Genomic DNA, 11,436 nt, shown 5'->3' on the forward strand with positions numbered 1-11,436 from the left:
GGCCCAGATGACCCGTACCGCCGAGCCCGCCCGGCAGGCCAAGCGCATGGCGGCCCAGCTGCTCGCCGCGGAAGGGCGGTCTCCCTCGGCAACGTCAGGCCGGAGAGAGGACGCAGGTCAACAAGCGCAGGCGTCCTGACCCCATTGCATGAGCGCTCGGCCCAGCTTTGGCAACGTACCGGCCAATCCGCCCTCACCAAGGGCACGCCTCTACCGTCGGCAGCGCCTTCCGGTGAGTTCGAATAGGGTTGGATGTAGCCTCAGAGATCGTACAGTCCCCTTGCGAAGGAGCCGATGCCCTTCGTGTCCAGACGATCCAGCGGTGCGCGGAACGTCACCCGAACGACGCCCGGGTGGCGGCCAATCTCGATCGCGCTAGCCAACGTCGCCCAGTTCATCACCTCCGGAACGCTCACGCCCAGCAGACCGGCCGCGCGTTCAAGGCCATTCGCCGTCGCCTCGTTAAGGTTGCTTCCCGTGCCGATGAAGGTAACCGGAGCGTCAGCCTCGATCTCCTGCACGCCGTGCTTGCGCGCAAGAGACCGCGCCCTCTCGAGCCCACCCTCACTGAGAGGGCGAGCCAGGAACGGCACGTCGTCCGAGACCGGAAACAAAATCGGTCCGTCAATGACCGGACCCTTGATGACATGCACCTCCAGCGTGACGGTTCCTGCCACGTCGCAGGTATGGCCGGCAATCTCGCCGTCACCCTGAAGGGCGTGCATGTCGCCCAGATAGACACTGCCGCCGGGTACCTTAACCGGGCAGATCACCACGGCGCCTTCGCGGACGGTGTTCACGTCGAGATAACCGTCGGTCTTGTGTTCGGCGAGTTCCTCCGGCGTCAGGGCATAGATATGCGGAGCACCGCTCAGGGCGGCACCGAAGTCACCGGCATTGTGCGAGTCCGGCATCGCCTTCGATGGCGTTGTTCCCAGTTGCCCAAAGGAAGGACGCAGGCGGGTTTCCTATTACCGGACCCGCGTGGTCGGCGGTCCGGGCTCATTCGTGATGCAGGTCGCCAACCCGTAGGGAATGATGGAAGCCTTTCTCGCAAAGCTCCGGTTGGACATTGCGGGACGGAGCGGAGCCCCCCCAAACGAGCGGTTTCTCACCGCCCACGCAACGACCTCCGACCCCGAGCCTGGAGGTCCCCCATGCGCGTGCTCACCTCAATGATACTGGAAGCCCACGCCTCAGCAGGCATCCGACCAACCGATGGTGCAATGCCTTCGCCCACTCTTGGGCCTGTTTTGTAGCCCATGACAGCGGCAAGATCGCTCCAGTTTGATCGGCTCTCGCCGATTGCACCATCCCTCAGGCACCGGCCGTGCAGCGGCCTCATGGAGTGCAACATGTTCAGGAAGATTATTTTGATCCTGCCCCTTCTTCTTCTTCCAGGTCTTGCTTCGGCTGAAAACATGGGTCCCGCCGGTGATAAGGTCACCCGTGATGTTGAAGCCATGATGCAGGATGGCCGCTGGGAGCGGACCATTGCGGAAGGCCGAGCCAACAGGCTCGCCTTCGAGGTGTTGCGCCAGGCTGAGAAGCGGGTGCGGCAGCCCGCAACCGGATACACGGCGACGCAGCCGACCCATCCGCGTATCAGGAACTAGACGATGGCACTCTCGAACAAGCATACGCTGGAACAGCTCGAGCATCCCCGCCGTCATGGGCTGCCGTACCTCATTGTCGCGACGGTTGGCCTGCTCAACATCGTGGCCACCGTCACGACACTGCTGGCAGCCAATCCCCTGTTCTGAATCCCCATCAAGGAAGCCGATATGCGAAAACGCGTTGCGCTGATCGCATGATTGAGCACGAGTCTTGCGAAGCCCCTTTCCTAGAAGGATTTCACTCATGAAGCGCATCGAACTGGATGCCGAATGTCGCTTTGCTGCTGCCGTGTACGCCGGGCAAGTCGCCGTCTTCGTACTCGGAGTGTGGCGCTACGCACTCTGACGCGAACGCCCAAGACAGAGTTCCCATTGTGCCAATGCAATTCATGTATTGCGCGAGCACAATCGAAATCGCCCACGGCTTCGGGTTATCTGCGCGCCGTCGCTTGGCTTCAGGCCGGGCCAATGACACGGAGATCAATGAATGGCTAAAGTACTCGTGCTCTACTACTCGTCCTATGGCCACATGGAGCAGATGGCCAACGCTGCCGCCGAAGGTGTGCGCCAGGCCGGTGGCGAAGCGGTGGTCAAGCGCGTGCCGGAACTCGTGTCTGAGGAGATCGCGCGGAGCGCGCACTTCAAGCTCGATCAACCCGCTCCCGTCGCCACGGTCGACGAACTATCCAACTACGACGCCATCATTCTCGGCGTGCCGACGCGGTACGGCCGCATGGCCTCGCAGATGACGAGCTTCTGGGATCAGGCCGGCGGCGTCTGGATGCAGGGCCAGCTCAACGGCAGGGTCGGCAGCGTGATGGTCTCGACCGCCACCCAGCACGGCGGCCAGGAGACGACCCTGTTCGCTGGCATCACCAACCTGATGCACTTCGGCATGCTTATCGTCGGCCTGCCGTACTCGTACCAGGGCCAGATGTCGGTGGACGAGGTCGTTGGCGGCTCGCCCTACGGCGCCACCACCATCACCGGTGGGCAGGGCCAGCGCCAGCCGTCACAGAACGAACTCGAGGCCGCCCGGTTCCAGGGCAAGCTCGTGGCCGAGACGGCAGCGAAGCTGACCGGCAACGCCTAACTCCGGAGGGCCCCGGCCGCCCTGTGATTGATCACGGGGCTGGCCGGAGCCTTCCACCGGGTCTTCGGTCCGCTGACTGCCTGTCCCTTAGTCCGCAGGAAATCCTCATGAAGACTTCAGCGCTTGTTCTGGCCGCCGCCACTCTCACCCTGACCGCGAGTGGCCTGCTCGGGACTCCTGCTGCCGCTCGGTGGGCCACACCCACTGTTGGCCTTGTGCACGGCGCCTTTGCCGACGGCTCGTCCTGGAGCAAGGTCATCCCGCTCCTGCAGGCCAGAGGCCTCAAAGTCGTTGCGGTGCAGAACCGCCCTGACCTCGCTGGCTGACGATGTGGCGTTCACCAAACGCGCCATCGACGCTCAGCAGGGCCACGTTGTGCTGGTCGGCCATTCGTGGGGCGGCACCGTCATCACCCAGGCAGGCGACAACGACAGGGTTAAGGCACTCGTCTATGTGGCCGCCTTTGCTCCCGCCAAGGGCGAGTCCACCCTGGATTAAGTCAAGCCCTACCCGGCCTCTCCCGGTTTGGCCAAGCCGCAAGTGGATGCGTCCAGTTATCTGACCCTCTCGCCCGAGACCGTCGCGAATGACTTCGCCCAAGCCATGTCGAAGGAAGAGACAAACCTGATCGCCACCACCCAGGGGGCGATCCGTGGGGCCAACTTTGAGGAGAAGGTTGCGATCGCTGCCTGGGACAGCAAGCCGATTTGGTCAATCGTGACCACGAGCGATCACATGATCAATCCAAGCCTGCTGCAGGACACCGCCAACAAGATCAGAGCCAAGACCCCGGTGTTGACCGCAAGCCACGTCCCGATGCTTTTGCAGCCGGAGGCAGCCGCCAAAGTGATTGATCATTGAGGCCGCGGATTCAATCCAGTGATCGCCCATTCGGCTAACCCCTGGAAAGAGGCCCAATCAACAATTCTGAAGAGACACATGAGAGTCTGTACGGGCTTGATGACACCGTGCTTGAAAAGAGGAAAGTAAATCAGATGGTGAGAATTTGGCTTGGGCTTGTGATAGGGCTCGGCATGATTGCTCCGGCCTCTGCCAGCTTCGGGGATGCCTGGCAGGCGATGCCGGACAAACTCCGCACCGGATGCGTTTCCAAAGCGACAGCGATGGGTCTTGGCAGGATCGAAATCAACGTCGACCCCTTTGGAAGCCCGAGCTATGGCATCGCCGTTCTCACCAAACGTGGAGCCGACAGAAAGCAGAGCGTCGCTTACGTGTGCATCATGCAAAAGAAGACAGGTGCCTTCGAGATTGGCGGAGAATTCCCGCTGCGGTGAGCCTCGGCTCTGTCTGACATGACAGCGCATCACCAATGCGTGACCTGCTCGCTCAGTGCGACTCGGCTTATGAATGCTCTAGAAGTGAAAGGTCCGCCTGTGGGGGCGGTCGTGGTTTAAGACTTAGACGACGGTTGCGCTCGCCGTTGCTGCCCTAGTTACCTCCTGATCCGACACAAAGGGCTGCCGTTGTGGACGTAGTCGCCGCGGGTTGGATAGGACATTGAGGAAGAGGCCATGAGAAAGCATGTTGCAGCCGATGTCCTCAGGAGCGACAAGGCCTCCGGCGACGCCGTGATCAGTGAGCTCGAACGGACAGGCACGCCGCCTGAAGCGATCACTGAACAACGGTTGCCTGAGACGTTACCCGCCCGTCTGCGTCAGATTCCGAAGGAGCTCGGCCAGATCGTTCTCGTGCTGCAGGGCGGCGGTGCACTTGGCGCCTACCAGGTTGGAGCCTATCAGGCTCTGCATGAGGCCGGGGTTGAGCCGGACTGGGTGATCGGCACCTCGATCGGGGCCATCAACGCCAGCCTGATTGCCGGCAACGCCCCGGAGGACCGCATGGAGCGGCTCCGGGAGTTCTGGAGTCGCATGCAGCACAGCCCTTGGATGGAACTCCTGGAAGCGTGGCCTCTGATGGGATCCTTGGCGGCCAACCTGACAACGATGGCTCAGGGTATTCCAGCCTTCTTCCGGCCGAACCTGCCGGCTTTTCTCGGCCCACACGTCCCTCTCGGATCGGAGGCCGCCAGTTATTACGATACGGCTCCTCTTGTTCGAACCCTCTCCGATCTTGTCGATTTCGACCGGATCAACCGGTGCGAGACGCGCCTGACGGTCGGGGCGGCGAACGTGCGCACCAGCGAGATGCGCTACTTCGACAGCCGCGACATGGAGCTCGGGGTGCGCCATGTGGTGGCCTCCGGTGCCCTGCCCCCGGCTTTCCCGGCCATCCGTATTGACGGGGATCTCTATTGGGATGGCGGCGTTCTGTCGAACACGCCGCTTGAGGCGGTGTTCGACGACAACCCGCGGCGGAACTCGGTTGTCTTCGCGACCCATATCTGGAACCCGCAGGGGACAGAGCCGGATACGATCTGGCAGGTCCTGAGCCGCCACAAGGACGTCCAGTACGCGAGCCGCACCACCAGTCATATGGCCCGGCAGAAGCAGATCCACCGTCTCCGGCATGTGATCGCCGAGCTCGTACGGCACGTGCCGGAAGCGGAGCGAAAGACCCAGGCTGTGCGGGCGTTGGCGGCCTATGGCTGCCTGACCCGGATGCACGTGGTCCGCCTGCTGGCGCCTCCGCTTGATGGCGAGGATCACACCAAAGACATCGACTTCAGCCCGCGCGGCATCCGCGAGCGCTGGGAGGCTGGGTATGCCGACACGAGCCGCGTCCTGGAGCTGGCTCCCTGGTCCGGCGAGTTTGATCCTATGGAGGGCTTCATCCTACACGAGGCACTACCTGAGGCAATGATGACGGCCGGCTGAGATGCGCTCGTAAGGGCGGCGGCGTTCTGAAATAAGCGCAAAAGGTACATCGTGTGGTCTCGACCGTCACGCCAGGGGTGGATCGCCATTCCACACCCTCGTCAGCAGATGGCGAAGGGCCGCCTCGTCAAGCGGGCGCGGGTTCCAGTATGGGGCCGCCAGTGTCGCTTTGACAGCTTGCTCGATCCCCTCCTCCGGCATGCCGATGTCACGGAGGGCCTGCTTGGCTCCAAGGCGCTTCGCAAGCTCGAACAAACCTTGAGCGGCATCTGCAGCCCCCATAGCCCGTGCGATGCGTCCCATGGCATCAGGGACTGCCGGAGCGTTGTAAGCAACGGCGTGGGGGAGGACGATCGTGTGGGTCTCCGCATGCGGCAGGTTGAAGGCCCCGCCGAGAACGTGACAGAGCTTGTGGTGCAGGGCCATGCCCACTGCACCGAGACAGGTTCCGCATAACCAGGCTCCGTAGAGAGCATCGCTGCGAGCCATATGATCCTGCGGGGCTTCCGTGATCCGGGGCAGAGCGCCGGCGAGGCTGCGGATGCCTTCCTCGGCCATGAGCGAGATCACCGGATTGCGGTCTTGGGCATAGAGCGCCTCGACCGCGTGCGCCATGGCGTTCATCCCGGAGGTCGCAGCAATGGCTGCTGGTAGGCTCAACGTGAGATCGACATCGTAGATGGTCACCTCCGGCAGAACCTTCAGCGTCCGCTGTGTCGTCTTCACACCATCTTTCGTCTCCCCCAGGATCGGCGTCATCTCCGATCCGGCGTAGGTCGTCGGGATCACGAGCTGAGGCAGGTTGGTGCGTAGGGCGATGGCCTTGCCGAGACCGATGGTTGATCCGCCGCCGACGGCTACGATGGCATCCGCATTCTGATCCTTAACCACTTGCAAGGCCTGCTCGGTGGCCGCGACAGGCGTGTGCATGACCGCACCCGGATAGACGCCTACGCTTAGCTCACCAAGGATTCCGGCGATCTCCCGGGCCTGAGCCTCGCCCCGGCCCGGTGTGGAGAGAACGAGAACCTGATTTACATCCAGGCGCTCAACCTCGGACCTGAGTTGGGCAATGGTACCCGAGCCGAACACCACGCGGGCCGGAAGGGCGTCATAGACAAAGGATTGCATGGCTCACACCTCCAATGCTCATTTCCACGGCTGGTTTGCATGACGGAACGCCGTCCGCGAGGAGTGTGCTCCAGCGCTGGGCCAATAGTTGCCACGGAGCCTCGAGCAGCGGCAAGGACAAGTCGATTCGGTTGACGGATTGGGCCATTGGGAGCAGCATCAGGCTTTACTATGGGAGGCACCCATGTTTGACCAAGCCGTCCAATTCAGTGAGGCGTTTCGTCAAGGTGCAGGCCAGATGCAGGGAGTGCTGATCCCGGCCCTGAAAGGCTGCCCGCACTGCCGCACGGTCCAGATGATCTCGGTGCCGGTGCTGGGAATGTGCGACGATTGCGGAGACGAACTGAGGGTTCTGGACCCACAGGACGCCTGACCGTCTAGGTAAGACGGCTCCGGGGCATGCCGCCGATCGTGCCGCTTCATCTGGCGCCGAGATGCATGTTGTCTTTACGGCACCGGAGTTCAGCCCTGCCAAAACTACCTGATCAGGAAGCGATGATGACGTCTCTGTGTGGGCCGTGGCTGAGCCCGGGCGCACGGCTCACCGCCTCTCGATCCTCTGGTGCCCTTCGGCTCTGCCAGGACTAACAATCGAGCCGTAGGGTTGCGGTCTCTTTGAACAGACGGCGATGCGCCGCGACGCTGACGGAGCCTGCCATCTGATCGATGCCGGCTCCTTCCATTTCGCCAGCGCCTGCCAGATGTCCGGGTTCGGGGCAGTTTGCCTTGCCATCGGGCCATCCAGCCCCTTGGCCCGGAGAAAGCTCATCGCACGAGCCACAGAGTCGTCGACGCGCTTGGCAAAGCCATGCATGGGGTATCTCAGCATTGGTGTCCTCCCAGATCGGCAGTGTGCTCTCCCATCGGTGAGATGCCGGGAACATCACGTGAATGGCGGCCGACTAAGCCCAGCCCAAAGCACCATGTCCTTGTCGGTGCGGACGGGTTGATCCCCACGCAGCGCCCCCTTAGCCCGACGAAGCTGCTTGGCGACCTTGGCGAGCGCCGCATCGAAGGCGGCATAGATGTCCTTGCTCGTGGCTTCGCCGCCCCGCATCGGCAGGCCGCCCATCTGCATGGTGACGGTGCAGCGGTAATCATTGCCCTCCCGGCCAAAGTGAACTGAGGCGGTGCTCAGGTGCCCGAAATACTTGCCTGCCACACGCCGGATGCTCTCCCGGGCATGGACGGGGAGCCCGTCGCCCAGGTGCACGTTCGCACTCTCGACCGCAATGGTTGTGTCTGTTGTCTGAAGGGTCAGCTCAGCCTCCCATGTCCATCGCGGTGCCAAGGCGCGGCAGTCGGGTGAGGAACTTCAGAACCCCGGGCCAAAGGCCCCGTCGCACATGAGGGTGAGAGCGACGGGGCAAGTCAGGGGAGGAACCCGTCGACAGGAGCTGTCAACAAGGTGGAGTTTAGCAGGCTCTGGTATTTGGTTCTCGCCGCGGATTGCGAGCAATGCGCCTGCATTGCTGAATATTGCATCCTGTGCCGCCGCGAGAAAGTTTTGAGCCACGGCATCACCGACATCGTCACGATGAAGGTCGTCCCGCGTAGATTGCGTTTTGGGGAGCGGGTACGCTAGCTCGACATGAGGGGCTCGCTTGGCGTTCTCTCGCAGATCCACTTCATGGACTTGCGTGCCCGTTGAGCGAACGGCTTGTCGAAGTCGCGTGGCTCCGTGATCGGCAGCTGCAGGCAGACGCTCTGGGCCGGCAGCACCTGGCACCAGTCGTGGATCAGTTGTTTGTACGCTCGCCCCACCGCCCGAATGTTGCGGTCGAGATCGTACAGCCCGAGCGGGTTGACCGTGCCGTTCTGCTCCCGCAAGCCGGTGTCCCAGTCGACCTGATCCGTGAGTGAATACCATGTGAAGCCGACCATCGGCACGCCGGAGTTGCGGACTCTCAAGACATTGGACCACTCCTTCCAGAGCCATTTGACCGCTTCGTCGCCGCACGGGCCCTCCTTGATGTTGGTCTCCGTGTGCATCACCGGCAGCATGTAGCGGTCGTGATACTGCCGCGTAATCTCGGCATAGCCGAAGACCTCATCGGAGGCGCTGGTGTGCCCGTTGGCCGAGACAAGGTGCTCGTTGGTCACGTAGTAGTCGTTGCCCATAATGCAGTGGCGTTTGAGGTTGGCCTGCATGAAGAACTCGTATTCCTCTCGGCTCATGCCGTTGTCCATCAAATAGATGAACATGCCCGAGTCCACCCGGCGGCTGTAGTTGAGGTCGAGCGGCAGAAAGCGGCGGGCGTTGTAGAACTCGGCGAGCGGGATCGCATTCGGGCAGTCGGGGTGGAAGTGCTCCGACGACTCGCTCTGGATGAAGATGGCGTCCGCACGCACGTCGAGGATCACCCCCATGGCGAGCACGTTGGCCTTGACGATGTGCTTCAGGGCGGTGACGAATGCCTGATCGCTTTGCATCTGCTCGTTCCACCAGCCGTAGGCGGCCGAGAACGCGGCGCAGACGAACATCTCGTTGACCGGCGTGTAGAGCTGAACCCAGGGGAACCGTTCGGCAAAAGCCTGCGCATACCCGGCAAAGAGCTCGGGAAAGTCCGGGTTCTGGAAGTTGCCAATCCAGTCGGGCACGCCGAAGTGGCACAGGTCGACGATTAGCACGACGTTGCGCCGGTAGAGCTCGCCAAAGGTCTGGTCGCAGAAGCTCCAGTCGTAGCGCCCCGGCCCGAGCCATGTCGTGTGGATGGGCGGACCGTAGCGGAGATAGCGAATGCCGACTTCGTCGAGCAGGTCGAAGTCTGTTTTCCAGAGCGTGTAGTGGTCGCACTTCTCCATCTCGTCGATGCGGGTCCGGCCCCCATTGATCGTGGGATAGCTGTTCTCGATCCCCGTGGCGAACAGAAAGGTCGAAGCTGTCATGACGGACCTCCCAGGGCCTCATCATGAGCCCTGCGCCCACGGACGCCCAGATTGCGATTGTCTTAGAATTGCGCAGACTTGTCGGATCTTGCGGAAACCGCTGATACCGGCTGTGGGGTCTCGCCGCGGGCTCGCGCCAGAACGGTGTTCTTTGCGAGAAACGCGTGAAGGGCGGCCACCACCTGGGCTCCCTCGCCCACGGCCGCGGCCACCCGTTTCACAGAGCCGGAACGGACATCCCCGACGGCAAACACCCCATCGAGGCTCGTCTCCAACGACCGCCGGCCCGGCGCCACATCGCTCCCGGTCAGAACAAAACCCTTCGGGTCGAGAGCAACCTGCGTCGGATCCAGCCACTGGGTGTTGGGTGAGGCGCCGATGAACAGGAACAGGTGGCGGATCGGCCGGCACACCTCCTCGCCCGACGCGAGCCGCCAGCGCACCGCCTCCAGCTGCCCGGGCTGCCCCTCAAGGGCAGCGATCTCGGCCTGGGTGAGGATCTCCACATTGGCAAGGCCTTCGATCCGCTGCACCAGATAGCGTGACATGCTCGCCCCAAGATCCCGCCCACGGACGAGCAGCCAGACCTTCGCCACCCGGGCGGCGAGATAGACCGTTGCCTGACCCGCCGAGTTTCCAGCACCAACGAGCGCTACCTCCTGTCCGGTGCACAGCTTCCCTTCCAGGGGCGACGCCCAATAGTGCACGCACGAGCCCTCAAACTGCTCCAGGTCCGCCACCTCGAGCCGCCGGTAGCGGGCGCCCGTGGCGATCACCACCGAGCGGGCACGCACCCGCTCCTGGTTGAGCAGGGTCAGCACGTAAGGATCGCCTTCCGCCGCTCCCCCACTTTCAAGGCTAACGACTTCGTCCGGCATCGCCATCTCGGCCCCGAACTTCTGCGCCTGGGTGTAGGCGCGGGCCATCAGGGCCATGCCGGTGATCCCGGTTGGAAAACCAAGATAGTTTTCGATCCGCATGGAGGCGCCGGCCTGGCCGCCGAAGGTCCGGCAGTCGAGCACCAGGACAGAGAGCCCTTCCGAGGCCGCATATACGGCCGTGGCGAGACCGGCAGGTCCCGCGCCCACGACGGCCACGTCATAGACCCGATCTGGATCGAGCGCGCCGACCATGCCAAGGCAGCGAGCTAATTCGTCCTCGCTCGGATTGCGCAGCAGCCGCCCGTCCGGACATAGGATGATTGGCAGTTCTCCAGGATTGAGTCCGAACCGCTCGACGAGCGCCCGCGCCTCCGGATCGGTCTCCGGGTCCAGGCTCAGGTGCGGGTGAGCGTTCCGCGACAGGAACCCCCCCAGACGCAGCACATCGCGGTGGTGGCCCGGTCCGACGATCACCGGCCCTCCGGTGCCGAGCTCGAGCAGCCCCATGCGGCGCAGGATCAGCGCCCGCATGATGCGCTCGCCGAGTTCTGCTTCCGCGACCAGCACGGCTCGCAGCTTCTCGGGTGGAATGATCAGCGCCTCCACCGGCTCAAGAGCATCGACATCGACCAGGGCCGGACGGCCTGACAGCTGGGCGATTTCGCCCAGGAACTCGCCCGGCGAATGGGTCGCGATCAGGCGGCGCTGTCCGGCCTCAGGCTGGCTGATCGCTAAGCTCCCGGTGAGCACCACCGTGAGGCCATGGCCGACCTCCCCGATCCGCCACAGGGCCTGACCGGCCTCATAGTGGCGGACCTCGCCAAACCGGCGCAGCCGCTCGATCTCGGCCGCGTCCAGAACCGGAAAGACCTGCTCCCGGCGGGTCTCGTTGATCAAAGGTCCTGTTCCCGTGGCAGGCATGTTAGGCCTCGTTCAACTCCTGAGCTAAGCTTCAGATCATCTTCCGCCGGTACTCCCGGGGCGAGTGGCCGGTGGTCTGCCGGAACAGGGCCGAAAACCGGCTCAGGCTG

The 11,436-nt window shown here is 63.1% G+C and carries 14 protein-coding genes; 9 read left to right on the top strand and 5 right to left on the bottom strand.

Going from position 1 to position 11,436, the window contains the following annotated elements; translation table 11 throughout:
• Window positions 1–260 precede the first annotated feature (260 nt).
• Complete coding sequence (locus tag IC232_RS31855; protein WP_190848971.1) at window positions 261–959, bottom strand: acetamidase/formamidase family protein; 699 nt, start codon at window positions 957–959, stop codon at window positions 261–263.
• Between the two features lie 396 nt (window positions 960–1,355).
• Here IC232_RS31855 and IC232_RS31860 point away from each other — a divergent pair, with 396 nt between their 5' ends.
• The 8 genes from IC232_RS31860 (at window position 1,356) to IC232_RS31885 (ending at window position 5,504) form a co-directional block, all read left to right on the top strand.
• The gene (locus IC232_RS31860; RefSeq protein WP_190848962.1) at window positions 1,356–1,616 is read left to right on the top strand and encodes a hypothetical protein; all 261 of its coding nucleotides are present in this window, start codon (window positions 1,356–1,358) and stop codon (window positions 1,614–1,616) included.
• A gap of 3 nt (window positions 1,617–1,619) precedes the next feature.
• The gene (locus tag IC232_RS31865; RefSeq protein WP_190848963.1) at window positions 1,620–1,763 is read left to right on the top strand and encodes a hypothetical protein; all 144 of its coding nucleotides are present in this window, start codon (window positions 1,620–1,622) and stop codon (window positions 1,761–1,763) included.
• A 340-nt stretch (window positions 1,764–2,103) separates the two neighbouring features.
• Window positions 2,104–2,709, top strand: a complete 606-nt coding sequence (gene wrbA / locus IC232_RS31870; RefSeq protein WP_190848964.1) for an NAD(P)H:quinone oxidoreductase — start codon at window positions 2,104–2,106, stop codon at window positions 2,707–2,709.
• A gap of 107 nt (window positions 2,710–2,816) precedes the next feature.
• Window positions 2,817–3,035 carry a hypothetical protein gene (locus IC232_RS32775; RefSeq protein WP_246812528.1) on the top strand — a complete coding sequence of 73 codons (219 nt, stop codon included), beginning with the start codon at window positions 2,817–2,819 and terminating at the stop codon, window positions 3,033–3,035.
• A 4-nt stretch (window positions 3,036–3,039) separates the two neighbouring features.
• Window positions 3,040–3,207, top strand: coding sequence for an alpha/beta fold hydrolase (locus tag IC232_RS32780; RefSeq protein WP_312895280.1), 168 nt, complete (start codon window positions 3,040–3,042; stop codon window positions 3,205–3,207).
• A 105-nt stretch (window positions 3,208–3,312) separates the two neighbouring features.
• Window positions 3,313–3,570, top strand: a complete 258-nt coding sequence (locus IC232_RS32785; protein ID WP_246812530.1) for a hypothetical protein — start codon at window positions 3,313–3,315, stop codon at window positions 3,568–3,570.
• A gap of 107 nt (window positions 3,571–3,677) precedes the next feature.
• Window positions 3,678–4,004: a hypothetical protein gene (locus IC232_RS31880; RefSeq protein ID WP_190848965.1), complete on the top strand. Its 327-nt coding sequence runs from the start codon at window positions 3,678–3,680 to the stop codon at window positions 4,002–4,004.
• A gap of 237 nt (window positions 4,005–4,241) precedes the next feature.
• A complete protein-coding gene (locus IC232_RS31885) occupies window positions 4,242–5,504 on the top strand; it encodes a patatin-like phospholipase family protein (RefSeq protein ID WP_190848966.1) in 1,263 nt (420 codons plus the stop codon).
• Between the two features lie 66 nt (window positions 5,505–5,570).
• Here IC232_RS31885 and IC232_RS31890 read toward each other — a convergent pair whose 3' ends face one another.
• Window positions 5,571–6,635, bottom strand: a complete 1,065-nt coding sequence (locus tag IC232_RS31890) for a maleylacetate reductase (RefSeq protein ID WP_190848967.1) — start codon at window positions 6,633–6,635, stop codon at window positions 5,571–5,573.
• 184 nt (window positions 6,636–6,819) lie between these two features.
• On the opposite strand from IC232_RS31890, the gene IC232_RS31895 reads away from it, so the two are divergent.
• Window positions 6,820–7,008, top strand: a complete 189-nt coding sequence (locus IC232_RS31895; protein ID WP_190848968.1) for a hypothetical protein — start codon at window positions 6,820–6,822, stop codon at window positions 7,006–7,008.
• A 510-nt stretch (window positions 7,009–7,518) separates the two neighbouring features.
• Here IC232_RS31895 and hpf read toward each other — a convergent pair.
• The 3 genes from hpf to IC232_RS31910 all read right to left on the bottom strand — a co-directional run bounded on the left by hpf (window position 7,519) and on the right by IC232_RS31910 (window position 11,326).
• Window positions 7,519–7,926, bottom strand: coding sequence for a ribosome hibernation-promoting factor, HPF/YfiA family (gene hpf, locus IC232_RS31900; RefSeq protein WP_281413461.1), 408 nt, complete (start codon window positions 7,924–7,926; stop codon window positions 7,519–7,521).
• A 290-nt stretch (window positions 7,927–8,216) separates the two neighbouring features.
• Window positions 8,217–9,524 carry a family 1 glycosylhydrolase gene (locus IC232_RS31905; protein WP_190848969.1) on the bottom strand — a complete coding sequence of 436 codons (1,308 nt, stop codon included), beginning with the start codon at window positions 9,522–9,524 and terminating at the stop codon, window positions 8,217–8,219.
• 62 nt (window positions 9,525–9,586) lie between these two features.
• Window positions 9,587–11,326, bottom strand: coding sequence for an FAD-dependent oxidoreductase (locus IC232_RS31910; protein ID WP_190848970.1), 1,740 nt, complete (start codon window positions 11,324–11,326; stop codon window positions 9,587–9,589).
• Window positions 11,327–11,436: the final 110 nt, after the last annotated feature.

This window comes from Microvirga sp., from assembly GCF_014699075.1.
Taxonomy (GTDB): domain Bacteria; phylum Pseudomonadota; class Alphaproteobacteria; order Rhizobiales; family Beijerinckiaceae; genus Microvirga.

Bases quoted from the DNA above. Each gene is read 5' to 3' on its own strand.
- IC232_RS31895 (WP_190848968.1), top strand. From the start codon at position 6,820: ATGTTTGACCAAGCCGTCCAATTCAGTGAGGCGTTTCGTCAAGGTGCA.
- IC232_RS31865 (WP_190848963.1), top strand. From the start codon at position 1,620: ATGGCACTCTCGAACAAGCATACGCTGGAACAGCTCGAGCATCCCCGC.
- IC232_RS31890 (WP_190848967.1), bottom strand. From the start codon at position 6,635: ATGCAATCCTTTGTCTATGACGCCCTTCCGGCCCGCGTGGTGTTCGGC.
- IC232_RS32785 (WP_246812530.1), top strand. From the start codon at position 3,313: ATGTCGAAGGAAGAGACAAACCTGATCGCCACCACCCAGGGGGCGATC.
- IC232_RS31860 (WP_190848962.1), top strand. From the start codon at position 1,356: ATGTTCAGGAAGATTATTTTGATCCTGCCCCTTCTTCTTCTTCCAGGT.
- IC232_RS31910 (WP_190848970.1), bottom strand. From the start codon at position 11,326: ATGCCTGCCACGGGAACAGGACCTTTGATCAACGAGACCCGCCGGGAG.
- wrbA (WP_190848964.1), top strand. From the start codon at position 2,104: ATGGCTAAAGTACTCGTGCTCTACTACTCGTCCTATGGCCACATGGAG.
- IC232_RS31885 (WP_190848966.1), top strand. From the start codon at position 4,242: ATGAGAAAGCATGTTGCAGCCGATGTCCTCAGGAGCGACAAGGCCTCC.
- IC232_RS32775 (WP_246812528.1), top strand. From the start codon at position 2,817: ATGAAGACTTCAGCGCTTGTTCTGGCCGCCGCCACTCTCACCCTGACC.
- IC232_RS31905 (WP_190848969.1), bottom strand. From the start codon at position 9,524: ATGACAGCTTCGACCTTTCTGTTCGCCACGGGGATCGAGAACAGCTAT.